The 24,296-nt window shown below is 68.3% G+C and carries 25 protein-coding genes; 18 read left to right on the forward strand and 7 right to left on the reverse strand.

The window, feature by feature from the left end; all coding sequences use genetic code 11:
* The first annotated feature begins 123 nt into the window (after positions 1 to 123).
* Positions 124 to 831, forward strand: coding sequence for a phosphatase PAP2 family protein (locus AC6BOR_RS06775; RefSeq protein ID WP_498060406.1), 708 nt, complete (start codon positions 124 to 126; stop codon positions 829 to 831).
* Here AC6BOR_RS06775 and ubiG read toward each other — a convergent pair.
* Positions 822 to 1,559 (reverse strand): bifunctional 2-polyprenyl-6-hydroxyphenol methylase/3-demethylubiquinol 3-O-methyltransferase UbiG, encoded by a 738-nt coding sequence (gene ubiG / locus AC6BOR_RS06780; RefSeq protein ID WP_498060407.1) that lies wholly within the window; start codon positions 1,557 to 1,559, stop codon positions 822 to 824. The genes AC6BOR_RS06775 and ubiG overlap by 10 nt on opposite strands.
* A gap of 100 nt (positions 1,560 to 1,659) precedes the next feature.
* On the opposite strand from ubiG, the gene AC6BOR_RS06785 reads away from it, so the two are divergent.
* From AC6BOR_RS06785 to ptsP, 3 genes are read left to right on the forward strand one after another with little or no spacing between them, the layout of a single operon-like run.
* A complete protein-coding gene (locus AC6BOR_RS06785) occupies positions 1,660 to 2,904 on the forward strand; it encodes an aspartate kinase (RefSeq protein WP_498060408.1) in 1,245 nt (414 codons plus the stop codon).
* Positions 2,901 to 3,929: an NAD(P)H-dependent flavin oxidoreductase gene (locus tag AC6BOR_RS06790; protein ID WP_498060409.1), complete on the forward strand. Its 1,029-nt coding sequence runs from the start codon at positions 2,901 to 2,903 to the stop codon at positions 3,927 to 3,929. Before AC6BOR_RS06785 ends, AC6BOR_RS06790 begins: the two co-directional genes overlap by 4 nt.
* Complete coding sequence (gene ptsP, locus AC6BOR_RS06795) at positions 3,929 to 6,190, forward strand: phosphoenolpyruvate--protein phosphotransferase (protein WP_498060410.1); 2,262 nt, start codon at positions 3,929 to 3,931, stop codon at positions 6,188 to 6,190. The genes AC6BOR_RS06790 and ptsP overlap by 1 nt, the downstream gene beginning before the upstream one ends.
* Positions 6,191 to 6,454: 264 nt before the next feature.
* Here ptsP and AC6BOR_RS06800 read toward each other — a convergent pair whose 3' ends face one another.
* Positions 6,455 to 6,781 (reverse strand): YciI family protein, encoded by a 327-nt coding sequence (locus AC6BOR_RS06800; protein WP_498060411.1) that lies wholly within the window; start codon positions 6,779 to 6,781, stop codon positions 6,455 to 6,457.
* A gap of 140 nt (positions 6,782 to 6,921) precedes the next feature.
* Between AC6BOR_RS06800 and rpmB the strand changes: the two genes are divergently transcribed.
* From rpmB to AC6BOR_RS06815, 3 genes are all read left to right on the forward strand, one after another.
* The gene (rpmB, locus tag AC6BOR_RS06805; RefSeq protein ID WP_086115913.1) at positions 6,922 to 7,212 is read left to right on the forward strand and encodes a 50S ribosomal protein L28; all 291 of its coding nucleotides are present in this window, start codon (positions 6,922 to 6,924) and stop codon (positions 7,210 to 7,212) included.
* A gap of 97 nt (positions 7,213 to 7,309) precedes the next feature.
* Positions 7,310 to 7,918, forward strand: coding sequence for a GNAT family N-acetyltransferase (locus AC6BOR_RS06810; RefSeq protein WP_498060412.1), 609 nt, complete (start codon positions 7,310 to 7,312; stop codon positions 7,916 to 7,918).
* Positions 7,915 to 8,367, forward strand: a complete 453-nt coding sequence (locus AC6BOR_RS06815; protein WP_086115911.1) for a RidA family protein — start codon at positions 7,915 to 7,917, stop codon at positions 8,365 to 8,367. Before AC6BOR_RS06810 ends, AC6BOR_RS06815 begins: the two co-directional genes overlap by 4 nt.
* Here AC6BOR_RS06815 and AC6BOR_RS06820 read toward each other — a convergent pair.
* Positions 8,336 to 9,361: an esterase-like activity of phytase family protein gene (locus tag AC6BOR_RS06820; protein ID WP_498060413.1), complete on the reverse strand. Its 1,026-nt coding sequence runs from the start codon at positions 9,359 to 9,361 to the stop codon at positions 8,336 to 8,338. The genes AC6BOR_RS06815 and AC6BOR_RS06820 overlap by 32 nt on opposite strands.
* Before the next feature lie 269 nt (positions 9,362 to 9,630).
* On the opposite strand from AC6BOR_RS06820, the gene recQ reads away from it, so the two are divergent.
* A complete protein-coding gene (gene recQ, locus AC6BOR_RS06825; protein ID WP_498060414.1) occupies positions 9,631 to 11,403 on the forward strand; it encodes a DNA helicase RecQ in 1,773 nt (590 codons plus the stop codon).
* On the opposite strand, the gene AC6BOR_RS06830 is transcribed toward recQ, so the two are convergent.
* Complete coding sequence (locus tag AC6BOR_RS06830) at positions 11,404 to 11,931, reverse strand: hypothetical protein (protein WP_498060416.1); 528 nt, start codon at positions 11,929 to 11,931, stop codon at positions 11,404 to 11,406.
* Between the two features lie 98 nt (positions 11,932 to 12,029).
* On the opposite strand from AC6BOR_RS06830, the gene AC6BOR_RS06835 reads away from it, so the two are divergent.
* On the forward strand, positions 12,030 to 12,344 hold the full coding sequence (locus tag AC6BOR_RS06835; protein ID WP_498060417.1) for a hypothetical protein: 315 nt from the start codon (positions 12,030 to 12,032) through the stop codon (positions 12,342 to 12,344).
* A 3-nt stretch (positions 12,345 to 12,347) separates the two neighbouring features.
* Here AC6BOR_RS06835 and AC6BOR_RS06840 read toward each other — a convergent pair whose 3' ends face one another.
* The 3 genes from AC6BOR_RS06840 to AC6BOR_RS06850 form a co-directional block, all read right to left on the reverse strand.
* A complete protein-coding gene (locus AC6BOR_RS06840; protein WP_498060418.1) occupies positions 12,348 to 13,007 on the reverse strand; it encodes an NrsF family protein in 660 nt (219 codons plus the stop codon).
* Complete coding sequence (locus AC6BOR_RS06845) at positions 13,007 to 13,534, reverse strand: sigma-70 family RNA polymerase sigma factor (protein ID WP_498060419.1); 528 nt, start codon at positions 13,532 to 13,534, stop codon at positions 13,007 to 13,009. The genes AC6BOR_RS06840 and AC6BOR_RS06845 overlap by 1 nt, the downstream gene beginning before the upstream one ends.
* 62 nt (positions 13,535 to 13,596) lie before the next feature.
* Positions 13,597 to 15,006 (reverse strand): ABC transporter substrate-binding protein, encoded by a 1,410-nt coding sequence (locus tag AC6BOR_RS06850; RefSeq protein WP_498060420.1) that lies wholly within the window; start codon positions 15,004 to 15,006, stop codon positions 13,597 to 13,599.
* Between the two features lie 80 nt (positions 15,007 to 15,086).
* Here AC6BOR_RS06850 and AC6BOR_RS06855 point away from each other — a divergent pair, with 80 nt between their 5' ends.
* The 9 genes from AC6BOR_RS06855 to mraY all read left to right on the forward strand — a co-directional run bounded on the left by AC6BOR_RS06855 (position 15,087) and on the right by mraY (position 24,229).
* Positions 15,087 to 16,061, forward strand: coding sequence for a cysteine synthase A (locus AC6BOR_RS06855; RefSeq protein WP_498060421.1), 975 nt, complete (start codon positions 15,087 to 15,089; stop codon positions 16,059 to 16,061).
* A 22-nt stretch (positions 16,062 to 16,083) separates the two neighbouring features.
* Positions 16,084 to 16,305 carry a hypothetical protein gene (locus AC6BOR_RS06860; RefSeq protein ID WP_498060422.1) on the forward strand — a complete coding sequence of 74 codons (222 nt, stop codon included), beginning with the start codon at positions 16,084 to 16,086 and terminating at the stop codon, positions 16,303 to 16,305.
* Positions 16,306 to 16,713: 408 nt separating this feature from the next.
* Positions 16,714 to 17,163: a division/cell wall cluster transcriptional repressor MraZ gene (locus tag AC6BOR_RS06865; RefSeq protein WP_498060423.1), complete on the forward strand. Its 450-nt coding sequence runs from the start codon at positions 16,714 to 16,716 to the stop codon at positions 17,161 to 17,163.
* Positions 17,160 to 18,107, forward strand: coding sequence for a 16S rRNA (cytosine(1402)-N(4))-methyltransferase RsmH (gene rsmH, locus AC6BOR_RS06870; protein WP_498060425.1), 948 nt, complete (start codon positions 17,160 to 17,162; stop codon positions 18,105 to 18,107). Before AC6BOR_RS06865 ends, rsmH begins: the two co-directional genes overlap by 4 nt.
* Positions 18,104 to 18,601, forward strand: a complete 498-nt coding sequence (locus tag AC6BOR_RS06875; protein WP_498060426.1) for a hypothetical protein — start codon at positions 18,104 to 18,106, stop codon at positions 18,599 to 18,601. The genes rsmH and AC6BOR_RS06875 overlap by 4 nt, the downstream gene beginning before the upstream one ends.
* Positions 18,601 to 20,340, forward strand: coding sequence for a peptidoglycan D,D-transpeptidase FtsI family protein (locus AC6BOR_RS06880; RefSeq protein WP_498060427.1), 1,740 nt, complete (start codon positions 18,601 to 18,603; stop codon positions 20,338 to 20,340). Before AC6BOR_RS06875 ends, AC6BOR_RS06880 begins: the two co-directional genes overlap by 1 nt.
* 3 nt (positions 20,341 to 20,343) lie before the next feature.
* The gene (locus tag AC6BOR_RS06885; RefSeq protein WP_498060428.1) at positions 20,344 to 21,777 is read left to right on the forward strand and encodes a UDP-N-acetylmuramoyl-L-alanyl-D-glutamate--2,6-diaminopimelate ligase; all 1,434 of its coding nucleotides are present in this window, start codon (positions 20,344 to 20,346) and stop codon (positions 21,775 to 21,777) included.
* Positions 21,774 to 23,159: a UDP-N-acetylmuramoyl-tripeptide--D-alanyl-D-alanine ligase gene (locus tag AC6BOR_RS06890; protein ID WP_498060430.1), complete on the forward strand. Its 1,386-nt coding sequence runs from the start codon at positions 21,774 to 21,776 to the stop codon at positions 23,157 to 23,159. Before AC6BOR_RS06885 ends, AC6BOR_RS06890 begins: the two co-directional genes overlap by 4 nt.
* A complete protein-coding gene (gene mraY, locus AC6BOR_RS06895) occupies positions 23,156 to 24,229 on the forward strand; it encodes a phospho-N-acetylmuramoyl-pentapeptide-transferase (protein ID WP_498060431.1) in 1,074 nt (357 codons plus the stop codon). Before AC6BOR_RS06890 ends, mraY begins: the two co-directional genes overlap by 4 nt.
* Positions 24,230 to 24,296: the final 67 nt, after the last annotated feature.

Genomic DNA, 24,296 nt, shown 5'->3' on the forward strand with positions numbered 1-24,296 from the left:
GCAAATTGCGAACCCGGCAGCCGGCGCGCCGGCCAAGGCCCTGAATCCGCAGCATCAGGCCGCTGGCATGGCCTGTGCATGGGGCGGCGCATCGCATTGCCGCCTGCAAGGACTTGCCACATCATGCCGCCGATTGACCTTCTCCTGTCCCAGGCCATGGCCGGCCTCAACGGCCGCTGGCCGCTGTTCGACGCCTTCGTGCTGGCCCTGTCGGCCAACGCCCTGCTGAAAGGCGGGGTGATGTGCGGCCTGTTGTGGTGGGCCTGGTGCGCCCATGGCGATGCCGGGGGTGAACGCAGCCAGCATGACCGCCGGCTGATCCTCGCCGTGCTGGCCAGTTGCGGGCTGGGTGAGGTGCTGGCCCGGATGTTGTCCAAAACGCTGCCGTTCCGCCCCCGCCCGCTGCTCGATCCCGACCTGCCGTTCCGCCTGCCCGGCGGGCTGACGGCCGAGGCGCTGGGCATCACCACCGAAAGCAGCTTCCCCAGCGATCATGGCGTGCTGTTCTTCGCGCTGGCCACCGGCATCTGGCTGGTCTCGCGCCGGGCCGGGCTGCTGGCCTTTGCCTGGGCGCTGGTGATGATTGCCCTGCCCCGCCTGTATCTCGGCCTGCATTATGCCAGCGATCTTCTGGCCGGGGCCGCCATTGGGGTGATGGTTTCGCTGGCCGGCGCCCGGCTGCTGCCACGGCTGGCGCCAGTCAAATGGACTGCCGCCTGGGCCAGCCGCCAGCCGGCGCTGTTCTACCCGATGTTCTTTGTCGCAATGATGGAACTGGCCACCATGCTGGTCGATGTGCGGGCGCTGGTGGTGGTGCTGCGTCAGGCCTGAGGCGTGGCGGTGAGGAAATAGTTCACCGAAACATCGCTGCCGATCACGAAGCCCGCACCCGGCCGCCAGCTCAGGCCGGCCGGCTCGCCCGGCACCAGGCCGGCATGGGTCAGCGCCTCGGCCAGTTCGGCCGGCGTGAAGAAGCGGTTCCAGTCGTGCGCGCCGCGCGGGATGGAGCGGGTGATATATTCGGCGCCGGCAATCACCACCGCCCAGCTGGCCGGCGTGCGGTTGGGCGTGGAAAACACCGCCAGCCCGCCGGGCTTCAGCAGCTGGGCAATGGCGGCGAAAAAGGCGTCACGGCCCGCCACATGCTCAACTACCTCCAGGCAGGTGATCAGATCAAAACGCGCGCCGGTCGCAGCCAGATCCTCCACCGCGATGCACCGATAATCGATGGCCAGCCCCTGGCCCTGCGCATGCACGCGGGCGGCCGCGATATTCTCTGGCGCCGCATCGATGGCGCTGGTCGCCGCCCCCATGCGCGCAAGCGGCTCGGCCATGAGCCCGGCGCCGCAGCCGACATCAAGGGCGCTCAGGCCCGTCAGCGGCCGGCGGCTGCGCCCATCCAGCCCGAAATGCGCCAGCGCCAGGGCGCGGATATGCGCCACCCTGACCGGCGTGATCCGGTGCAGCATGGCCGATGTGCCCTTGGGGTTCCACCAGTCAGCCGCCAGCTTGCCGAAGAATGCGGCTTCATCGGGGTTGATGCTGGCGGCTTGAGACATTTTCTTGTTCCCATCTGGGGCAGGGCTTTCTTGCCATTGCCCCTCCACGTTCCTATCAGGCAAGGGCAATAGTGAAGCAGCACGAAGGATGATGCCGGCCATGGCCCGGATCGTGATGAAATTTGGCGGCACCTCGATGGCGGGAACGGAGCGGATTCGCAACGTCGCCAATCGGGTGAAGCGCGAGGTGGACGCCGGCAACGAGGTGGCGGTGGTGGTTTCGGCCATGGCGGGCGAGACCGATCGGCTGGTCGGCTATTGCCGCGAAGCCTCGCCGCTGGCCGATCCGGCCGAATATGATGTGGTGGTGGCCGCCGGCGAGCAGATCACCTCCGGCCTGTTGGCCATCACGCTGCAGGGGCTGGGCGTGAACGCGCGCAGCTGGCTGGGCTGGCAATTGCCGATCCACACCAGCGCCGCACACAGCGTCGCCCGCATCGAGGAGATCGGGACCGACGCGATCATCAGCAGCATGAAGGCCGGAGCCGTTGCCGTGGTGCCGGGCTTCCAGGGCATGACCCGCGATGGCCGGGTGACAACGCTGGGTCGGGGCGGGTCCGACACGTCGGCGGTGGCGCTGGCGGCGGCGGTGAAGGCGGATCGCTGCGACATCTACACCGATGTCGACGGCGTCTACACCACCGATCCCCGCATCGTGCCGCGCGCCCGCAAGCTGCAGAAGATCACCTATGAAGAAATGCTGGAACTGGCCAGCGTGGGCGCCAAGGTGTTGCAAACCCGGTCAGTCGAACTGGCCATGAAGGAAAAGGTGGTGGTGCAGGTGCTGTCGAGCTTCTCCGACGCGCCCGGCACGCTGGTGGTGGACGAGGATGACGAGATGGAACGTGAACTGATCGCCGGCGTGGTCGCGGATCGCAACGAAGCCAAGGTGACGCTGGTGGGCGTGGCCGACCAGCCGGGCGTGGTGGCCAGCATCTTCGGCCCGCTTGCCGATGCCAATGTCAATGTCGACATGATCGTGCAGAACATCGCCAAGGACGAAGGCCGCACCGATGTGACCTTCACCGTGCCGCGCGCCCAGCTGCCGGCCAGCACCGACGTGCTGGAAAAGGCCAAGGACACCATCGGTTTCCAGAGCCTGATTGCCGACGATGATGTCGCCAAGATCAGCGTGGTCGGCGTTGGCATGAAGAGCCATGCCGGGGTGGCCGCCACCATGTTCCGCGCGCTGGCCAGCCGCGGCATCAACATTCAGGCCATCACCACATCGGAAATCAAGGTGAGCGTGCTGATCCCCAAGGATTATGTCGAACTGGCCGTGCGCGTGCTGCACACCGCCTACGGCCTCGACGGGCCGGCGCCCGCCGAGGGGGACGATGCATGAGCGCCACGCCGCATCTTGATGCCGCCTCCGCCCGGGGCCGCGCCTTCCTGGGCACGCGCCACGCCATCATGGCCGGTGCCATGACCTGGGTGAGCGAGCGCAACCTCGTCTCCGCCATCTCCAACGCCGGCGGCTTTGGCGTCCTCGCCTGCGGGGCGATGCCGCCGGCCATGCTGGAAGCCGAAATCGCCGCCACCCGCGCCCTCACTGACAAGCCGTTCGGCGTCAACCTCATCACCCTGCACCCGCAGTTGGACGAGTTGATCCAGGTCTGCGCGCGGCAACAGGTGAGTCATGTCGTGCTGGCCGGCGGCCTGCCGCCCGGCCCGGCCATTGCCGCCATCAAGGGCTTTGGCGCCAAGCTGATGTGCTTTGCCCCCACCGCCGCGCTGGCCAAGAAACTGGTGCGGTCGGGCGTTGATGCCATCGTCATCGAAGGGTCGGAAGCCGGCGGCCATATCGGCCCTGTCAGCCTCACCGTGCTGGCGCAGGAGATTTTGCCGGTCATCACCGATGTGCCGGTGTTCGTCGCCGGCGGCATCGGGCGCGGCAACGCCATTGCCGCCTATCTCGACATGGGCGCGTCCGGCGTGCAGCTCGGCACCCGCTTTGCGGCCGCAGCCGAAAGCGTCGCACACGACAAGTTCAAGCAAGCTTTCGTGCGCGCCAGCGCGCGCGAGGCCATCGCATCGGTGCAGATTGATCCGCGCCTGCCGGTGATCCCGGTGCGCGCCCTCAAAAATGCCGGCAGCGAGGCGTTCAACGAGCGCCAGCGCGAAGTGGCCGCCGCCGTTGACCGCGGCGAGATGGACCTGGCCGCCGGGCAGCTGGCGATCGAACATTATTGGGCCGGGGCCCTGCGCCGCGCCGTTGTCGAAGGCGATGTCGAAACCGGCAGCCTGATGGCCGGCCAATCGGTCGGCATGGTCACCAAGGTGCAACCGGTGGCCGAGATCATTGCCGAACTGGTCGCCGAGGCCGAGGCCGCGCTTGCCCGCGCCAACACGCGGGAGGCCGCCGCCTGATGCCGCCTGCCAGCGCCGCCCGCATCATCCTGCGCCGTCTTCACGATGTGATGGCGGCCAAGACGGGCGCGCAGGCCAAGCTGAACCAGGTGGTGCGCATCGTCGCGGCCGAACTGAACAGCGAGGTCGCCTCCATCTATCTGCTGCGCGATGGCGTGCTGGAACTGTTTGCCACGCAAGGCCTTGCCCAATCGGCCGTGCACGTGACGCGGCTGTCGATGGGCCAGGGCCTGGTGGGCACCATCGCCGCCCGGCGCGAGCCGCTGGCGCTGGCCGAAGCCAAGGCCCACCCCGATTTCGCCTATCGCCCGGAAACCGGCGAAGATGATTTCCACAGCTTCTGCGGCGTGCCCATCGTGCGCCGAGAGGCCGCCATCGGCGTGCTCGCCGTGCAGCACCGCGAGCCGCGCGATTATGCCGAGGTGGAGATCGAGGCGCTGCAAACCGTTGGCATGGTGCTGTCCGAGCTCATCCACGGCGCCGGGCTGGTCGATGATGCCCAGGCCGCCCGCCTGCGCGCCGCCAACAGCGGGCCGACCCGGCTGAACGGCCTGAAGCTGGTCGATGGTCTGGCGCGCGGGGTCGCGGTGTTCCACCAGCCGCGCGTGGTGGTGGAACACACGGTCGCCGATGATGTCGACACCGAACGCGCCCGCCTCGTCGAAGCCTTCCGCCGCATGCGCGACCAGATCGAACGGATGATGGGCCAGGCCGATTTCGTTGCCGGCACCGATCACCACGAGATCCTCGAAACCTACAAGATGTTCGCCTATGATGAAGGCTGGGCCCGCCGCATCAACGAGGCGATCGAAACCGGCCTCACCGCCGAAGCCGCGGTGGAACGCGTGCAGGCGCGCAACCGCACCCGCATGCGCAGCATCGATGATCCCTATCTGCGCGAACGGCTGACCGATCTCGATGATCTGTCCAACCGGCTGCTGCGCATCCTGTCGGGCCAGCTCGACACCGCCGCCAAGCAGGGACTTACGGCCGACACCATCCTCATCGCCCGCAACCTCGGCCCGGCCGAGCTGCTGGAATATGACAAGCGCCAGCTGAAGGGCGTGGTGCTGGAAGAAGGCAGCCTCACCGCCCACGTGATCATCGTCGCGCGCGCCATGGGCGTGCCGGTGCTGGGCCGGGTTGGCCAGTTGTTTGCCCAGGTCAATGATGGCGACGAACTGATTGTCGATGCCGGCAACAACGCCCTGCTGGTGCGGCCAACAGCGGCCACCATCAAATCCTATCAGGCGATGCGCGCGCTCAAGGCCCGCCAGGCCGAGGAATGGGCCAAGGTGCGCGATCTGGCCGCCATCTCCCGCGATGGCAAGCAGATCAGCCTCTACATGAACGCCGGCCTTGCCGATGATGCCGCCGGCATTGCGCTGGCCGGCGCCGATGGCATCGGCCTGTTCCGCACCGAATTCCAGTTCCTCGTTTCCGCCACGCTGCCCCGCCGGGAGCGCCAGCAGGCGCTGTACAAGACCGTGCTCGATGCCGCCGGCGACAAGCCGGTGGTGTTCCGCACCGTCGACATCGGCGGGGACAAGGCCGTGCCCTATCTGGGCGGCGGCGAGGAGGACGAGAACCCCGCCATGGGCTGGCGCGCCCTGCGCCTCGCGCTCGGCCGCGATGGCCTGATGAAGGTGCAGGCCCGCGCCCTGCTCGAAGCCGCCGCCGGCCGCACGCTCGCCGTGATGTTCCCCATGGTCTCCGAACCCTGGGAATTCGCCGAAGCCCGTGCCCTGGTCGAAGCCCAGAAGGACCGGCTGGCTAGCCTGGGCCGCCCGGTGCCCGCCGACATCCAATATGGCGCGATGATCGAGGTGCCGGCCCTCATCGAACAGCTCGACCTGCTGCTGCCGATGACGGATTTCGTCTCCATCGGCACCAATGATCTCACCCAGTTCCTGTTCGCGGCCGACCGCGCCAATCCGCGCCTCGCCGACCGGTATGACTGGCTGTCCCCCGCCATCCTGCGCGTCATCCGCCGCGTGGTGTGCGCTGCCGCCCTGCACGATGTGCCGGTCACCGTCTGCGGCGAGATGGGCGGCCGCCCGCTGGAGGCCCTGGCGCTGATGGCGCTGGGCGTGGAGCGCCTGTCGATCACGCCGGCCGGCATCGGCCCGATCAAGGCCATGGTGCGCGGCGCCACGCTGGAGCCGCTGTTCGATGCCATGCAGGAATGGCTGACCAAACCCGGCGTCAACATCCGCGCCGAACTGTCGAGCGCCGCCAAGCGCCAGGGTCTGCTGATCTAGGGTTTTCGGGCTCCCCTCCCGCATGCGGGAGGGGTTGGGGGCGGGAATGTCTCACCCATCCGCCGAAGCCAGGTGCAGGAACACGGCCGGCGGCGGAGCCGCCGAGTCCGTTTCAGGGTGCAAGGACAAGACACCAAGCAGAGCGTGGCGGAGCCACGCCGTCGGACGACACACGAAAAACCCGGCTGGAGAGCCGGGTTTTTTGGTCGCCGGCCGGCCTTGCGCGAGTCCGTGCCGATCGCTGCGCGATCGCCACTGGCCGCGCTACGGCAACACCTTATGCCAGTTCGTCACCGACCGGCTCTCGAACAGGCCAGCCAGGTGATAGGGATCGGCATTGGCAAAGGCGATGGCGGCATCGCGATCATCAAATTCCATGATCAGCAGGCTGCCCATCGCCCGGCCGTCGGGGCGCAGCAGCGGCCCGGCGACCAGCACCTTGTCCTTGTGGGCGTTGATGTGCGCCAGATGCGCCGGCCGCGTTTCGGCGCGCAGATCGGCCGAATCGGGCTTGTCGATGCAGTGGATGGCAAACCAGGGCATGGCGATGTTCTGCACCGGCAGCGCGGGCGCGTCCAGCCCCCACACCACGGCAAGCGGCGATTGCGGCCGTGCATGGTTGACGCCTGTGCCCTGCTGGGTTATGCGCCGCCCCCTGTTGCGAACCTGCCTGTTCCGGGCGGGTTTGCGTGCACAGATTCGATTCACGATTTCGACCAAGGACGTCTGCCATGTCGCGCGTTTGCGAACTGACCGCCAAGGGCCGCCAGATCGGCCACAACGTGTCCCACGCCAACAACAAGACCAAGCGCACCTTTCTGCCCAACCTGCAGAATGTGACGCTGATTTCGGATACGCTGGGCCGCGGCGTGCGCCTGCGCGTTTCCATGAACGGCCTGCGTTCGGTGGAACATGTCGGCGGCCTCGACAACTGGCTGATGAAGACCAGCGACAGCCTGCTGTCGGATCGCTGCGTCAAGCTGAAGAAGGAAATCGCCAAGAAGCAGGCCGCCGCTGCCTGAGGGCAGCGCGACGCTCGCTTCGGGCTGATGCAGGCGGCCGGGGCCCAGCTCCGGCCGCTTTCGTGCGTTCCGGTGCCAGCGGCGCTATCCTGTCGCCATGCGCACCCCGCCCCCGATTCGCGCTGCCACCCCGGCAGACCGGCCGGCCATGGCCGCCGTGCTCGCCGATGCCTTTGGCGACGATCCGGCGCTGGCCTGGATTTTCCCTGATCCCGCCAGCCGGCCGGCGCGGCTGCGGCGCTTCTTCGATCTGATCCTCCACGCCGCGCCCCGGCTCGACCGGGCGCAGCTGGCGCTTGCCGCTGATGGCAGCATTGCCGGCGTGGCACTGTGGCGGCCGCCGGGCGATTGGGCGCTGCCGCTGCCCACGCTGATCGCCAATCTGCCGCGCCTCGTCCATTGCTTCGGCTGCGCGCTGCCGCGCACACTGGGCCTGATGGGCGCCATGGATTATCAGCATGATCGCCGCCCGCACCATTATCTGCAGTTCATCGGTGTGGCATCCGCCGCGCAGGGGCAGGGCATCGGCGGCGCCCTGTTGCGCGCCGGGCGGGCGCAGGCGGGCGGCGCCCCGGCCTATCTGGAAACCGCAACGCCCTCCAACGTCGGCCTGTACCAGGCCCATGGCTTTGCAGTGCGCAACCAGTGGCAGCACGGCGAAGCACCGCCCTTCTGGTCGATGTGGCATGAAGGAGAGACAGGATGAAATCCCCGTTGATGGCGCTGGCGATGCTGGCCGCCGGCCCGGCCGCTGCCCTGCCGGCCGGCAGCGTGCTGATGTCGGAAAACCCCGCCGAACGCGCCTTCCAGGAAAAATATGGCTATGCCGATGCGGTGATCGCGGGCGACACCGTCTATCTGTCGGGTGTTGTCGTCGGCCTCGCACCCGGCGAGGTGGACCCCAGCGCCGCCTATGAACGCGCGTTCAAGCGCATTGGCGCCATCCTGGCGCGCGCCGGTGTCGGCTGGGCCGATGTGGTGGAGATCACCAGCTTCCACACCGATGTGAAGGCGCAGCTTGATCCGATGGCGGCGGTGAAGAACCGCTATATCAAGCCGCCCTTCCCGGCGTGGACGGCGATCAGCGTGTCGCGCCTGCTGCCCGATACCGGCATCACCGAAATCAAGGTGATTGCGCGCCGTCCAGCGGGTTGACCAGCTCCAGCCGCAACAGCAGCGTGCGCTGGGCCGGGTTGAAATTGTCGTCCGACACCAGGAACAACATCGTCCGGCCGCCCGCACGCACCAGCGTCAGGCCTTCCATATTGTCGATCGGCCACGGGGCGTCGCGGCCCCAGCGCACCAGCGGCCGCATGGTGGCGCTGTCGCCTCCGGCCAGCACCGGCGCCAGATCAACCAGGGTGATGGCGGCTTCCACCGATACGCCATCAAATTTGCGGTGCAGCAGCAGCAGGCGCTGGCCATCCAGCACGGTCACATCGGTGGGGGCAAAATGCTCGGGCACCGGAATGCCGATCTGGCGGGTGGTGCCATCGGCGGCGGTCAGCAACGCCATGGCGACACCGGGGGCCAGCCGCGCATCCTCCGAAATCCAGAGCGTCTGCCCCCCCGGCAGCAGCGCCAGCGATTCGCCGCCGCCATTGGGCGGCCAGCTCGCCGCCGCCGTGTGAAAGATCAGGCCTTCGGGCTGGAACGGTGGCGCCTGGCCCTTCAGCACCAGGATGCGGTGGCGCTGCTCCATGCTGATCAGGGTGCGGCCATCCGGTGTCAGCACAATGGCCTCGGAATCCAGATCGCTCTTCTCCGCGCCGCTGGCAAACCCGGCCATGCGCGCCGTACCCACGCCCGCCAGCCGGCCGCCCCCATCCTGCGGCGTCATCGTCAACCACTGGCCGGCATCGGTCACCGCCACCAGCCGGCCTTCGCCCGCCGCCGCCAGGCCCGACAGGCCACCAAAGCCGGGATCATCGCTGCGCAGCGCCAGCGCACCAGTCAGCCGGAACGGGCCGATCTGGCTGCCCACGCCGTCAAGCGCCGTGGCACTGATCGTCACGGCCCGGTCCGGCGCTGGCGGCGCGGCGCGGGCGATGGGGCCCAGCTCGCTCCACAGGATCCACAACGCCAGCGGGATCAGCAGCGTGGGCAAGGCCCAGGGCGCGCGGGCCTTCAGGCGGTTGGCCATGGTCATGCGCGCCACCATAGCGGCAGTTGCGGCAACACGGAACCGCGGCGCTGTCCTACACGGGCAAAGCCTGTCATGATGCGCAGGATGGCTGACAATTGAAAAATATGACGCAAAATCAAATCTGAATCCCGGCGATTGCGTCAAAAGTGTCAAAATGGCCGCGCTGTCGCCGCGCACGCTGCCGCTCTTTCTCACGCGAACCGACCATGCCCTGCCGGTGTCCCGCACAATCGGCACTGGCCGTCCTGCCGGCACCGGGCTATCGCACCGCCATGACCCCCCGGCAGTTGTTGAAACAGGTGTTTGGCCACGATGATTTTCGTGGGGACCAGGAAGCCATCATCGCCGATGTGCTGGCCGGGCGCGACGTGCTGACCATCATGCCGACCGGGGCCGGCAAATCCATCTGCTATCAGCTGCCGGCGCTGATCCGGCCGGGCACCGGCATCGTCATCTCGCCGCTGATCGCCCTGATGGAAGATCAGGTGCAGGCGCTGAAGGCGGTGGGCGTGCGCGCCGCCACGTTGAACAGCCAGTCGGCCGACAGCGGCCAGGTGTGGCGCGACATGGCTGATGGCCAGCTCGATCTCCTCTATGTCTCCCCCGAACGGGCGTTGATGGAGGGGTTTGGCGCCCTGCTCAGCCGCACCGAAATCGCCCTGATCGCCATCGATGAAGCCCATTGCGTGAGCCAGTGGGGCCATGATTTTCGCCCGGAATATCGCCGCCTGCGCTCCTTGTGCGATGCCCTGCCCGGCGTGCCGCGCATCGCGCTCACCGCCACTGCCGATCGCGAAACCCGCGCCGATATCGCCGTGCAGCTGGGGATCGCACCCGACCGCATCACCCTGTCGGGCTTTGACCGGCCCAACATCCGCTATGAAGTGGCCGGGAAAGACAATCTCAGGCGCCAGCTGCTGGCCTTTCTGGCCGGCCAGGGCGGGCAGGCCGGCATCATCTATGCCCCCACCCGCGCCGCCACCGAAACCATCTGCAGCTGGCTCACCGAAGCGGGATTGCGCGCCCGCCCCTATCACGCCGGGCTGGATGCCATCACCCGCAGCCGCCACCAGGCCGATTTCGTCGCGGCCGAGGATATGGTGATGGTGGCGACCATTGCCTTTGGCATGGGCATCAACAAGCCGGATGTCCGCTTCGTCGCCCACGCCGGCCTGCCCAAATCGATCGAGGCCTATTATCAGGAAACCGGGCGCGCCGGCCGCGATGGCGATCCGGCCGTGGCGCATCTGATCTGGGGCGGGGAAGATGTGGCGCGGCTGCGCGGCTTCATCGCAGCCGGCGAAGGCAGCGATGCCCACAAGGCCAGCGAAACCCGGCGGATGAACGCGCTGATCGGCTTTCTGGAAACCGCGGCCTGCCGGCGCCACGCGCTGCTGCGCTATTTTGGCGAAGCCCCGCCCGAACGCTGCGGCAATTGCGACAACTGCCTGAACCCGCCCAATCTGGTCGATGCGACCGAGGCGGCGCGCAAGCTGCTCTCGGCCGTCTATCGCACCGGCCAGCGCTTTGGCATCGCCCATTTGATCGACGTGCTGGCCGGCAAGACCAACGAGAAGGTGACGAAGTTCGGCCACGACCGCAGCAGCGTCTTCGGCATCGGCCGCGACTGGCCGGCCGATCAGTGGCGCAACCTTGGCCGCCAACTGGAGGCGATCGACGCGCTGGAGCGCGACCCAGAAGGCGGCGGCCTGGTGCTGGGCCCCGCCGCCCGCGCCATCCTGAAAGGAGAGGTGCCGATCGCCATGAAGCAGGTGGCGCCGCGCCGTTCGGCCGCCAGGGCAGCGGCCAATGCCGATATCGCCGCCAGCGACCAGCCGCTGTTCGAACAGTTGCGCGCCCTGCGCCGGCAGCTGGCAGCCGAAGCCGGGGTGCCGCCCTATATCGTGTTTTCTGATGCAACGCTGCGGGCGATGGCCGCCAGCCGCCCACGCGACATGGCCGGCATGGCCCGCATCCCCGGTGTGGGCGCGGTGAAGCTGGAAAGCTGGGGCGCGGTGTTCCTCGCCGCGATCAACGGCGACTGATCAGCGGCAGCGGTTGCCGCGTTCGATGGCAGCGCCGGTCAACCCGCCAAAAATGCCGCCCAGCAGCGTACCAACCCCACGGTCCCGCCGGTTGGCCAGGCCAAAGCCCAGCGCCGCGCCCGACAATGCGCCAATGGTGGCACCCCGGCCCGACGAAGGCCGGCAATAGCCATCGGCCGGATCGCCATAGGCACCGCTGCGCCAGCCATTGGCGCCCACTGGCGGCGGGCCATCGCCATAGCCCATTGGCGCATAGCCTTGCGGAGCATAGCCATAGGGCGGCGGTGGCGGCGCATAGGCCGGCGCCTGGGCCCGCCCTTGCGCCGCAGCCTGTTCATAAATCTGGTAGAGCGCGCCACCACCCACCGGCGGGCCGCCACCATCGGCCATCATCGGCCCCGGCGCGGCATGGCCAGAGCCAAGCACCACCGGCTGGCCTGGCCGCATCAGGGCCGCCGGCTGGGCCAGCACGGGCGTGGCAGCAAGCGCAAGCAGCGCGGCAGACAGGGCTTGGGTACGGTTCATCATGGCGACAGCCTGCCTGGGTGAGATTGAACGGAGTCTGAACCCGATTGCGCTGTGCGGCAAGCCGGATCAGACTGATGTTTGATCACCGAGGGAGACAGATGATGCGCCACCTGATCAGCCTGGCCGCCGCCCTGGCCATCGCCGGGCCCGCCGCCGCCCAAACCAAACCCGCCCCCACCAGCCCGGTGCCACAAATGTATGAAACCGGCGGCAAGACCTATGCCACGCTGGACGAATGCCTGCGCGCCAAGAAGCGCGCCAAGACAAGGGCGACCATTGCCGGCGCCGTGATCGCCGGGGCTGGCGCGGCTGCGCTCGGCGGCAATCTGGGTGAAACCGCCCTGGTCGCCGGCGCTGGCGCCCTGGCCGGCCGCGAACTGGCCAAGGCGACGTCCAAGAACAAGCAGTGCTGAGCCCTACCAGCGGATGAGGCGCGGCACGACCAGGCGGCCAATGATGGCCGCCCCGGTGACGGCCGCGCCATACCACAGCCCGATATAGACCATCGAGTTGAACGGGCAGTGGAAATTATAGGCCAACGCCCCAAGACTGCCGGCTGACAGGCCAACCAGCAGGCCGGCACGTTCGGGTGCCACCGGCGCGCCGCGCCGCAGATGCAGCACCATCGGCACCGCCACCAGTGCCGCAATGCCAAGGCTGTAGCCCAGGCATTGCCGGCCGCTGGCCATCGCCAGCATGGCGCGGGCATGATCGGGATTGGCCAGCGCCTGCACCGCCCCAATCAGCGGGAACAGCGCCGCCATCGCCGCTGCCACCTTCCAGCCCTGCCGGCTGAACCCCACGCCCGGCCGGGCCTGGGCCAACACGGTGCCAACACTCGCCAGCGCCAGCACCGCCAGCATGCCGCAGCGCATCAGGAACATCGTGTCGGGCTGGCCAGCCATCACATCATTGCGCATGCCCAGCACGGTCACCACCGTTGCCGCGGCACAGCCGAGCAGCACCGCCAGCGCCAGCTGCACCGGCCGGTCAGACAAGGGCCGCACCGGCTGCAGATCAGCCGCCAGCTGATCCAGCAGGCCCTCAAGCCGGGGATTGGGAGACACCGAAGCCATCACGCATCCTCATCCACCACCGCAGCCAAACGCTTCAAGCCGCGGTGCACATTCACCTTCAACAGCGATTCCGATTGGCCCAGCCGCGCCGCTGCTTCCGCCACGCTCAGCCCATCAATCTTCACGGCGCGGATCGCTGCCGCCTGCCCAGCCGGCAGCAACGCCAGCAGCCGCTCGCAGCCCAGCCGCGCCGCCAGCGCCGATTCGCCCGATTCCACCGGCACATCGTCCACCAATTCGTCGGTGGCGCGCACCCGCGCCCGGCGCAGCCGATCCACCCAGCGATAGCGGGCGATGGCTGCCAGCCAGGGCAGGAACGGCCGCGCCGGATCCCAGCTCGCCCGGCGCTGGTGCACGGCCAGCACGGCATCCTGCACCAGATCATCCAGATCGGCCGGCGCCACCTTGCGGCGGAACCAGCGTTGCAACAGCGGCACGATCAACCCCAGCAACTGGCGATAGGCCACGGCATCGCCCGCCTGCGCCGCCGCCATCAGACGGGACAGGGTGGCATCATCACTGGTCATGCAGGCGATCCGGAAGCCATGGCAGCCGGAAGTTCGCAGCACCTGCCGCCAAGGTTACAGCGCTATGGCCCAACCGCGATGCGGCCCAACGGATGGCGGCCCAGCGCATTGGCCTGAAAGCCTGTCAAGCGATCGCCCACCAGCGCCCAGCGCACCGGGCGCAACAGCGGCACGAAAACCGGTTCGGCCATATATTGCGCCTCGGCCGCGGCAGCCAGTTGCCGGCGACGCGCGGTGTCGCTGCCGGCGCGGGCCGCTTCGGCCAGCAGGAGATCGGCCGCCGGGTTGCACGGCCGGGCCCGGCCGCAGCGCCAGCGCGCCAGATGGGCCAGCGCATCGGGCACTTCCGCAACCAGTTCGGTCAACTTCAAGTCTGCCGATTGCGGCGGCGCGGTGGCCAGGCTGATGCCAATCGGGGCGAGGCTGGTGGCCAGCGCTTCGCCGAGCTGTCGCCATTCGGGGCCGGGCGGCAGCGCGAGCCGCAGCCGCAGCGGTTGGTCAGGGCCATGGCCAGCCTCGGCCAGCAGGGCGGTTGCCAGGGAGCGGCGGTCAGCGGCCGGGCGGGACCGGTCATCATCGGCGGGCGGCAGGTCGGGCCACAACCGGTTCTGCGGCACCAGCGCCGCCAACGCCATGCGGTTGGCCAGCGGCGAACCATCGGCCGCCAGCGCCACGGCACGGCGCAACCGGGCATCGGCCAACGGCCCACGCGGGTTGAGGGACAGGCCGATCACGCCGTTCACCGCCTCCACCCGGATCGCCCGGCCCTGGCCGCTGGCCCGCACCGCGCCCAGGCCGGCAAGGCCGGCGCCCAGCACCAGCGCCCGGCGGCCGGCGGCAAAATCGGCGATGGCCGCTGCAACCGGCTGGGGCGTGATGCTGATGCGGCCAGCGCGCGCCGCGGGCTGCTCGATCTCGCTGCGGCGATCAAGCTGCCAGCCAGCGCCATCCCGCTTGGCGGCGTAGGGGCCGGGAAAGGGGCGGCCGCGGCGATCGCGCACCGCCAATGCCGGTTCGGCCAGCCAATCCAGCAGGTGCGGCGTTGCCGGGCGCGGCGCCAACTCCACCACCCGGGCAATCGGCGCCCTGGTCGTGCCCCGCGCCGACAATCCGGCCGCTGCCAACGCCGGGCGATGCCGACGCGGCGTCCGCGCCAGGCTGAGAACGACATCGCGCGCAGTGAGCTCACGTCCCTGAGCGTTGGTGGCCGGCCATCGCACCGGGGCCAGCCGCAGGATGAGGTCACTGCCGGAATCGAGAAAACGCCAACTGGTGGCCAGGCCCGGTGCCAGTTCGCCGCCCGCTCCCCGGGTGATCAGCGTGGCTTCGCTGGCCTCGGCCGCCAGATGATCGGCCATGGCGGCGGCGTCCGGTCCATCCCCAGCCACCGCGACGGCCAGCGTGCCGCCCGGCGGGCCGGACGAGCAGCCGGCCAGCAGCAGCAACAGCAGGGGAACGGCAACACGCAACATCGCCGACATAGTAACGGCGCTTGGGGCAGGTTCAACCAAGCTTGCTTGTGGGCGGCCATGGCGACGGGGTATGAAGCGGCATGGACACCGCCCGCGACATCATCAGCCTGATTGGCAACACCCCGCTCGTCACGCTGAAAGGCCCCAGTGCCGAAACCGGCTGCACCATCCTGGGCAAGGCCGAATTCCTCAACCCCGGTGGCAGCGTGAAGGATCGCGCCGCGCTTGGCATTATCGAGGATGCTGAAAGCCGCGGCCTGCTCAAGCCCGGCGGGATCATCGTGGAAGGGACCGCGGGCAACACCGGCATCGGCCTTGCCGTGGTGGGCGCGGCGCGGGGATACAAGACGATCATCGTGATGCCGGAAACCCAGAGCCGCGAAAAGCAGGACACGCTGCGCGCCCTGGGCGCGGAACTGGTGCTGGTGCCGGCCGCCCCCTATGCCAACCCCGGCCATTATGTGCACACCTCGCGGCGCATCGCCGAGGAAACGCCGGGCGCCATCTGGGCCAACCAGTTCGACAATGTCGCCAACCGGCTTGCCCATATCCGCACCACCGCGCCTGAGATCTGGCGGCAGACGGGCGGCCGCATCGATGGTTTCACCTGTGCGGTGGGCACCGGCGGCACGCTGGCCGGCGTGGCACTGGGCCTGCGTGCCGAGCGGCCCGACATCACCATCGCGCTGACCGATCCCGAAGGCGCGGCGCTGTACAATTATTTCGCTTGTGGCGAACTGCGCGCCGAAGGATCCAGCGTGTCGGAGGGCATCGGCCAGTCCCGCATCACCGGCAATCTGGATGGGCTGAGCGTCGATGCCCAGTTCCGCGTGCCCGACGCCGAGGGCCTCTACTGGGTGCGCCGCCTGAACGCCGAAGAGGGCCTGTGCCTGGGCCTGTCATCCGGCATCAATGTGGCGGGCGCAGTGCGGCTGGCGCGGCTGATGGGGCCGGGCCATATCATCGCAACCATCCTGTGCGACAGCGGTTTACGTTATCTTTCAACCATTTACAATCCAGACTGGTTGGCCGCCAAGGGCCTTGCCCCGGCCTGACTCAGCGCCGTATGATGAAGGGATGGTTGATCCCTCGTCAGACCCGGCCGAACGCCGCACCGCGCCGCTGCGCGGCGAGCGCTTGCGCTGGGGGCTGACCGGCCTTGCCGCGGTGTTTCTGGTGGTGCTGATGACGGCCGCCGGCCTGCGCCCGGCCGGCAAGGATGAAGGCCCGGGTAACGGTGAATCCCTGGCCGTGCTCGGCGTGGCACCCGGCCCCGCCAGCCGCCCGGCCGAACCGTGAGCAGACGCCGCGACTCGAGGCCGGCGCGCCCACGCTTTCCCACGCTGCCCCCCCGTTGGGCTGGCCTGGTGGGGCAAAATCCCAGGCCATCCCGGCAAATTCCTCCCACAGACTTATCCACAAGCGATTTTTTCGCCAGAACAGGCCATGAACATCGGCCAAATCGGCCCGAATTGCCCATGGATATCCCCATATAAGGGCATCCTGTCCCACGAGTTCCCATTGAGACCCATGAATTCCCATGTTACACCAGTTTTCCACAGCGGAATTCGGGTAACAGGGGCATTTGCGGGCAAAGGTTGATCGGAACGACCCGGCGACCAGCCTGCGCAATGCCACTTCCCCCGGCTTCCCTGAGCGGGGGATGCGGTGTCGGAAGCCTTGTTCTTTGGTCATGGATTGAATGTCGTGGACTCCAAGTCCCGGCTGTCGATCCCGGCCGACATCCGCGCCACGCTGACCGCCCGCGGCAGCGCCCGCGAGGTGCTGATCGGGCCAGGCCACAGCGGCCGCCGCTGCCTGATCGCCTATGACAAGGGCGAAAGCGTGCGCATGCGCGACCGCTTCATGGCCCAGCACGCCAATGGCACCACCGCCCAGGTCTATGACCAGAATGCCCAGCTGGCAGGCTTCATGCAGAATTTCGCCATCGATGAAGCCGGTCGTATCGTTGTGTCGCCGTTGCTGCGCCGCATGGGCGGCATCGGCCAGCATGTGTGGTTCATCGCCGGCTTTGATTATTTCGAGCTGTGGGACCCCTGGACCTTCCTGGAACAGGCCGATCTGCTGCCGCCGCACCGCGAAGCCGTGGTGTGCAACCTGGAAGCCAGGAACCTGCCGCTGGAGCGCCCGGCATGAGCACGGCGCCGCATGTGCCCGTCCTCCTCGATGAGGTGATGGCCGCGCTGAACCTGGCGGCCGGCGACATCTATGTCGATGCCACGCTGGGCGCCGGCGGCTATCTGCGGGCGGCACGGGCGGCTGGGTTGGCCCATGCCTATGGCTTTGACCGGGACCCGGATGCCCATGCGCTCAATGCCGATCTGGCCGGGCTGGATGATGTCACCCTGATCCGTCGGCCCTTTGCCGAGCTGGAAGCTGGCCTTGCCGATCATGGCGTGGCCGCCGTGGATGCCATCGCCTTTGATATCGGCGTGTCGTCGATGCAGATCGATCGGGCCGAACGCGGCTTTTCCTTCCAGGCCGATGGCCCGCTCGACATGCGGATGGCGCAGGAAGGCATGAGCGCCGCCGATTTCATCAACAGCGCCAGCGAAACTGAAATCGCCGATGTCCTCTATCATCTGGGTGATGAGCGCGCCTCGCGCCGCATTGCGCGTGCCATCGTTGCTGATCGGCCGTTCAGCCGCACCAGCGAACTGGCCGGCCTGATCCGCCGTGTGCTGGGGCGCGGCGAGCCGGGCAAGGATCCGGCCACCCGCAGTTTCCAGGCCCTGCGCATTCACGTGAACGACGAACTGGGCCAGCTGGATGCCGGGCTGGCCGCCGCCGAACGCCTGTTGAAGCCGGGCGGCCGGCTGGCCGTTGTGAGTTTCCATTCGGCCGAAGACCGGCGGGTGAAGGCCTTCCTGCGTGACCGGTCGGGCAGCGCGCCGGCCGCATCGCGCCACCAGCCCTATGCCGCGCGCGGCCTGGCCCCCAGCTTTGAAAAACCAGCCAAGGCCGTGCGGCCATCGGATGCCGAAATCGCCCGCAACCCGCGGGCGCGCAGCGCCACCTTGCGCAGCGCCGTGCGCACCGCCGCGCCGGCCTGGTCAACCACCGTGGAGGGACGGGCATGAGGCAATATCTGTCGGCCATGCTGTGGATCACCGCCACCACGGTGATCGTTGCGTCTGCCCAGGTGATCACCACCCGTGCCGCCGCCGAACGCCGCGCCGTCACCCGACTGAACATCGAACTGGTGGACAACAAGGTGCGCATCCGCGAACTGGAAGCCGAACTGCGCACGCGCGCCGGCATGCCCGAGATGCAGCGCTGGAATGATGCCGTGTTCCAGATGGCCGCCCCGCAAAGCAGCCAGATCCTGCGGTCACCGGTACAGCTGGCGGCCTTTGCTGCACGGCCCGAAGCGCTGCCGCGCGTGCAGATGGCGGTGGCCGTCGATGCGCCCCTGGCTGCCGAAGCTGCACCGCCGCCACCATCGCCCGCCGGCGCGCGCGTCGTGAAGGCCAGCTTTGGCAGCCCGGTCGCCGCCGACATGCCCGCCCCGGAACCGGACGCCGCGCTTGACCCGGCAGAGGACCCGACCGAGCCGCGCGAAGGGGCCAACTGATGGCAACAATTCCCGGCAATGATCCGCTGGTCCGCGCCATCCCGGCTGCCGCTGGGGAGCGGGTGACAGCGCGCAGCCAGGCCCGGCAGCGGCTGGCCTTCATCATCATGCTGTTCCCGGTGCTGGCGCTGGTGATCCTCGTCCGGCTGATCGATCTGGCCGTGGTGCAGGGTATTCCCGAAAGCAGCGGGCCAACCATCAGCGCCGCGCCGCCGCGTGGCGACATATTGGATCGCAACGGCGTCGAATTGGCGCGCACCTTTGAAGCCTATGCCATCACCGTGATGCCGCGCCGGCTGACGTCGGACCCCGAGGTGCTGGCAACCCGGTTGGCCGCCATCCTGCCCGAGCGCACCCGTGAGGAGATCCTCGCCGATCTCACCTCGGGCAAGAGCTTCCGCTATCTGGCCCGCCGCGTGCTGCCCGGCCAGGCCCGCCGCATCAACGAACTGGGCGAGCCCGCCATCGAACTGGCGCGCGAGGCCGAACGGCTTTACCCCAATTATGCGCTGGCCGCCCAGGCGCTGGGCTACACCGATGACAAGGGTCACGGCCTGATCGGCGTGGAAAAGGCCTTTGACGCGCGGCTGGCCGATCCGGTGCAGCGCGCCACCCCGCTGATGCTCAGCCTCGACGTGCGGGTCCAGCAGGCGATGAGCCACGAACTGGCCGCGCTGGTGGCCGATCAGAACGCCAAGGGTGCTGCCGGCGTGGTCATGGACGTGAACAGCGGCGAAGTGCTGGCCATGGTCAGCCTGCCGGATTTCAACCCCAATGTGCCGGGCAAGCGCGCCGATGGTACGGTGTACACCACCGCCAACGATGATGGCAGCCGCTTCAACCGGGTGACGCTGGGCGGCTATGAGTTGGGTTCCACCTTCAAGGCCTTCACCATTGCCACCGCGCTGGAAACCGGTGTGCTGACCAACCTGCAGAAGCAATATGACGCCACCCGCCCGCTGGAAGTGGCCGGTTTCCGCATCCGTGACGATCACGCCAAGAACCGCTGGCTCACCGTGCCGGAAATCTTCATCTATTCCAGCAACATCGGCACTGCCCGCATGGCGCTGGAGGTGGGCCGCGAGCGCCAGCGCGAATATCTCGACAAGCTGGGCTTCCTGAAACCGGCCGAGTTTGAGCTGAAGGAAAAGACCAAGCCGCAATTCCCCCCACTCTCAAACTGGGGCCAGTTGGCGACAATGACCATCAGCTATGGCCATGGCCTCACCGTGTCGCCGCTGCATCTCGCCAATGGCTATGCCACGCTGGTCAATGGCGGCTTTTACCGGCCACCCACCATCCTGAAGCGCGACGCCGCTGCCGTGCCGGCCGGCACCCGCGTCTTTTCGGAAAAGACCAGCGCCGAAATGCGCCGCCTGCTGCGTCTGGTGGTGACCAATGGCACCGGCCGCAAGGCCGATGTTCCCGGCTATCGCGTTGGCGGCAAGACCGGTACCGCCGAAAAGATCGAAGGCGGCCGTTATGTCCACGGCCAGAATGTGGTGAATTTCGCCGCCGTCTTCCCGGTGGATGCACCCCGCTATGTCGTGGTGGCGATGATCGATGATCCGCGCGGCAGCAAATCCACCTATGGCTTCCGCACCGCCGGCATGGTGGTGGCGCCGGCCATTCATCGCATCATCGAACGCATTGCCCCGCCGCTCGGCGTCTCGCCCGACAGCAGCCGTGATGTGAACCTGGCCGGCCTGCTGCCCGGCAAAGCCGACGTGAAGGAATAGGCGGTGCGGCTGGGGGCGCTCATTCCGGGTGGCGGCGATGCGGTTGTGACCGGCTTTGCGCTGGACAACCGCAAGGTCGCGCCCGGTACCGTGTTCGGAGCCTTCGAGGGTGCCCGAGTGAATGGCGAGGATTATATTCCGGCCGCCATCGCCGCCGGGGCCGTGGCCGTGGTTGCCCGCCCTGAAGCGGTGGTGGAGGGCGCGCTGCACATTGCCGATGCCAATCCGCGCCGTGCCTTTGCCGCCCTGGCCGCCCGCTTCTTCGCGCCCTTCCCGGCGACAACGGTGGCCATCACCGGCACCAACGGCAAGACCAGCACCGCCGAACTGACCCGCCAGCTGTGGCAACTCGCCGGCCAGCGTTCGGCCAGTATCGGCACGCTGGGCGTGACCACCGGTTACGAGCGTGTGGCCCCGGCCGATGGCACTGGCGGCCTGACGACGCCCGATGTCGTCACCTTCCTCGCCACCATGGCCGGCCTGGCGCGCGAAGGCATCAGCCATGCCGCCTTCGAAGCCTCCAGCCACGGGCTTGACCAGTATCGCACCGAAGGCCTCGCCGTGCGGGCCGCGGCCTTCACCAACCTGTCGCGCGATCACCTCGATTACCATGGCACCATGGAGGCCTATTTCACCGCGAAAACCCGGCTGATCACCGAGGTGGTGGACGCCAATGGCTGCGCGGTGATCTGGGCCGACGATGGCGACTGGTCGGCCCGGATGATCGCGCTGGCCCGCGCCCGTGGCCTCGCTCTGCTCACCGTTGGCACCGCCGGCGAGACGCTGAAGCTGATCAGCCGCACCCCAACCGCGCTGGGGCAGGACCTGGTGGTGGAAGCCGCCGGCAGCCGCCACAAGATCGCCCTGCCGCTGATCGGCGCCTATCAGGCGGCCAATGCCCTGGTGGCGGCCGGCCTCGTGATTGCCACCGGCGGCGCGGTTGCGGCCACACTCGCCGCCCTTGCCCGCGTGTCGGGCGTGCGCGGGCGGCTGGAACGCGCCGTCATCACTCGCAGCGGCGCTGCCGTCTATGTCGATTATGCCCACACGCCCGATGCCATCGTCGCGGCCTGCGCGGCGCTGCGCCCACACGTGACGGGCAAGCTGATCATCGTCATCGGCGCCGGCGGCGACCGCGACGCCGGCAAGCGCCCGTTGATGGGAGAAGCCGCCACCGCCCACGCCGATCAGGTTTTCATCACCGATGACAATCCGCGCAGCGAAGACCCGGCCACCATCCGCGCCGACGTGGCCGCCGGTGCGCCGGGCGCCGGCATCGTGCCCGGCCGGCGCGAGGCGATTGCCGCCGCCATGGCCACGGCCGGGGCGGGCGATATCGTGCTCATCGCCGGCAAGGGCCATGAGCAAGGCCAGATCATCGCCGGCCGCACCCTGCCGTTCGATGATGTCGCCGTTGCGCGGGAGTGCGCGGCATGAGCCTGTGGACCAGCGCCGAGATCGCCGCCGCCTGCGCCGGCACCGCCATCGGTGAGTTCGCCGCCACCGGCGTCACCTTCGACAGCCGCGAGGTGGAGCCCGGCGACCTGTTCATCGCGCTGAAGGGCGAGGCGACCGACGGGCATCGCTATCTCGGCATGGCGCGCGAACGCGGCGCGGCCGGCCTGCTGGTCAGCGAAGCCGTTGACGGCCCTGGAGTACGCGTGGCGGACACGATGGCCGCCTTGAACGCGCTGGGCGGCGCCGCGCGCGACCGCAGCAATGCGCTTCGCATTGGCGTGACCGGCAGTGTCGGCAAGACCGGCGTGAAGGAGGCGCTGAAGGCGGCGCTCACCCGTTTTGCGCCCGATGCCGTGCACGCCTCGGTCAAGAGCTACAACAACCACACCGGCGTGCCGCTGAGCCTGGCGCGCATGCCGGCGGCCAGCCGCTTTGGCGTGTTCGAAATGGGCATGAACCACAGCGGCGAACTGGCCGCCCTCACCCAGCTGGTGCGCCCGCACATCGCCATCGTCACCTGGGTGGCATCGGCCCACCGCGAATTCTTCGCCACCGAGGCCGATATTGCCCGCGCCAAGGCCGAGATCTTTTCTGGCCTGCCGGCCGGCGGCACCGCCATCATCCCGCACGACAATCCCCACGCCGGCCTGCTCGCCGATGCGGCGGCGGCAGCGGGGGCCCGCGTCGTCCGCTTCGGGCAGACGGCCGGGGCTGACGTGATGGCCGAACAGGTGGCCCTCCACCCCGATTGCTCCTGCGTGACCGCCCGCATTGGGGATGACCGCCTGACCTTCAAGATCGGCATGGCCGGCCGCCATTGGGTGAACAACGCGCTGGCGGTGCTGGCCGGGGTGCAGGCAGCCGGCGGCGATCTGGCGCTGGCCGGGTTGGCGCTGGCCGAACTGAACGGCCTGCCGGGCCGGGGCCGCCGGCTGCGGGTGCCGGCCGGGAACGGCCAGGCCATCGTGATCGATGAAGCTTACAACGCCAATCCTGCCAGCATGGCTGCCAGCCTTGCCGTGTTGCGCGACGTGGTGCCGGCCCGCACCGGCCGCCGCATCGCGCTGTTGGGCAGCATGAAGGAACTGGGCTCGCTGTCGGCCGAATTCCACGCCGGCATCGCGCCGCACATCATCGATGCGCAGGTGGCGCTGGCCGTGCTGGTCGGCGCCGAAATGAAGCCATTGGCCGAGGCGCTGGGCCGCCAGACCGACGTGCGCCATGTCGCCACGGCCGACGCAGCGATGGCCGAGATCGGCCGCAGCCTGGCGGCCGACGACGTGCTGCTGGCCAAGGGATCCAATTCAATCGGGCTGGGCCGCGTGGTCGCCGCGCTGGCCGCCGGGGAGCATATGGCATGATCAAGCTGCTGGCTGATCTGGCGGGCTATGAAGGCCTGTTCAACCTGTTCCGCTACATCAGCTTCCGCGCCATCGCGGCCCTGATGACCAGCCTGGCCATCGCACTGCTGATCGGCCCACGCTTCATCGACATGCTGCGCATGAAGCAGGGCAAGGGCCAGCCGATCCGGGAAGACGGGCCGGAATGGCACCTGCTCACCAAGCGCGGCACCCCCACCATGGGCGGCCTGCTCATCCTCATCGGCTTCACGATTTCCACCCTGCTGTGGATGGACATCACCAACGGCTTCGTTTGGGCGGCGCTGGCCGTCACCCTGGGGTTTGGCGCCATCGGCTTCATGGACGATTATGACAAGGTGACGAAGCAGAGCCACAAGGGCGTTTCGGGCAAGGTCCGCTTGATGCTCGAGTTTCTGATCGCCGGGCTCGCCTGCACCTATATTGCCACCCACACCGGCTTCAAACTCTACCTGCCGCTGGTCAAGGATTATGGCCTTGATCTGGGCTGGTTCTACATCGGCTTTGCCGCCTTCATCGTGACCGGGTTCGGCAATGCGGTGAACCTCACCGACGGGCTCGATGGCCTTGCCACCATGCCGGTGATCATCGCCGCCGGGGCCTTTGCCATCATCGCCTATCTGGTGGGGAATATCCGCTTTTCCGATTATCTCGGCATCCATCATGTCGCCGGCTCGGGCGAGCTGGCGGTGTTCTGCGCCGCGCTGATCGGTGCCTGTCTGGGCTTCCTGTGGTTCAACGCGCCGCCGGCCCAGGTGTTCATGGGCGACACCGGCAGCCTCGCGCTCGGCGGCGCGCTCGGCACCATCGCCGTCATCACCAATCACGAGCTGGTGCTGCTGGTGATCGGCGGCCTGTTCGTGCTGGAAACCCTCTCGGTCATCATCCAGGTCGTCAGCTTCAAGACGACAGGCAAGCGTGTGTTCCGCATGGCGCCGCTGCACCATCATTATGAAAAGAAAGGCTGGAAAGAGTCCACCGTGGTGATCCGCTTCTGGATCATCGCCATCCTGCTCGCCCTTGCGGGCCTGGCCACGCTGAAACTGCGGTGATGGCCATGCTCGTGACCGGCGCTCCACCCCTCATCCTCCAAAACCCCACACCGCGCGCGCCGCGGCG

It is taken from the genome of Sandarakinorhabdus sp. FBCC-B8862, from assembly GCF_059745315.1.

Bases quoted from the DNA above. Each gene is read 5' to 3' on its own strand.
- AC6BOR_RS06845 (WP_498060419.1), bottom strand. From the start codon at position 13,534: ATGACCAGTGATGATGCCACCCTGTCCCGTCTGATGGCGGCGGCGCAG.
- AC6BOR_RS06815 (WP_086115911.1), top strand. From the start codon at position 7,915: ATGAAATCCCCGTTGATGGCGCTGGCGATGCTGGCCGCCGGCCCGGCC.
- mraY (WP_498060431.1), top strand. From the start codon at position 23,156: ATGATCAAGCTGCTGGCTGATCTGGCGGGCTATGAAGGCCTGTTCAAC.
- ptsP (WP_498060410.1), top strand. From the start codon at position 3,929: ATGCCGCCTGCCAGCGCCGCCCGCATCATCCTGCGCCGTCTTCACGAT.
- AC6BOR_RS06880 (WP_498060427.1), top strand. From the start codon at position 18,601: ATGGCAACAATTCCCGGCAATGATCCGCTGGTCCGCGCCATCCCGGCT.
- AC6BOR_RS06775 (WP_498060406.1), top strand. From the start codon at position 124: ATGCCGCCGATTGACCTTCTCCTGTCCCAGGCCATGGCCGGCCTCAAC.
- AC6BOR_RS06840 (WP_498060418.1), bottom strand. From the start codon at position 13,007: ATGGCTTCGGTGTCTCCCAATCCCCGGCTTGAGGGCCTGCTGGATCAG.
- AC6BOR_RS06830 (WP_498060416.1), bottom strand. From the start codon at position 11,931: ATGATGAACCGTACCCAAGCCCTGTCTGCCGCGCTGCTTGCGCTTGCT.
- AC6BOR_RS06890 (WP_498060430.1), top strand. From the start codon at position 21,774: ATGAGCCTGTGGACCAGCGCCGAGATCGCCGCCGCCTGCGCCGGCACC.
- AC6BOR_RS06790 (WP_498060409.1), top strand. From the start codon at position 2,901: ATGAGCGCCACGCCGCATCTTGATGCCGCCTCCGCCCGGGGCCGCGCC.
- AC6BOR_RS06810 (WP_498060412.1), top strand. From the start codon at position 7,310: ATGCGCACCCCGCCCCCGATTCGCGCTGCCACCCCGGCAGACCGGCCG.
- AC6BOR_RS06785 (WP_498060408.1), top strand. From the start codon at position 1,660: ATGGCCCGGATCGTGATGAAATTTGGCGGCACCTCGATGGCGGGAACG.
- AC6BOR_RS06855 (WP_498060421.1), top strand. From the start codon at position 15,087: ATGGACACCGCCCGCGACATCATCAGCCTGATTGGCAACACCCCGCTC.
- rsmH (WP_498060425.1), top strand. From the start codon at position 17,160: ATGAGCACGGCGCCGCATGTGCCCGTCCTCCTCGATGAGGTGATGGCC.
- AC6BOR_RS06860 (WP_498060422.1), top strand. From the start codon at position 16,084: ATGGTTGATCCCTCGTCAGACCCGGCCGAACGCCGCACCGCGCCGCTG.
- AC6BOR_RS06875 (WP_498060426.1), top strand. From the start codon at position 18,104: ATGAGGCAATATCTGTCGGCCATGCTGTGGATCACCGCCACCACGGTG.
- AC6BOR_RS06820 (WP_498060413.1), bottom strand. From the start codon at position 9,361: ATGACCATGGCCAACCGCCTGAAGGCCCGCGCGCCCTGGGCCTTGCCC.
- recQ (WP_498060414.1), top strand. From the start codon at position 9,631: ATGACCCCCCGGCAGTTGTTGAAACAGGTGTTTGGCCACGATGATTTT.
- ubiG (WP_498060407.1), bottom strand. From the start codon at position 1,559: ATGTCTCAAGCCGCCAGCATCAACCCCGATGAAGCCGCATTCTTCGGC.
- rpmB (WP_086115913.1), top strand. From the start codon at position 6,922: ATGTCGCGCGTTTGCGAACTGACCGCCAAGGGCCGCCAGATCGGCCAC.
- AC6BOR_RS06850 (WP_498060420.1), bottom strand. From the start codon at position 15,006: ATGTTGCGTGTTGCCGTTCCCCTGCTGTTGCTGCTGCTGGCCGGCTGC.
- AC6BOR_RS06835 (WP_498060417.1), top strand. From the start codon at position 12,030: ATGATGCGCCACCTGATCAGCCTGGCCGCCGCCCTGGCCATCGCCGGG.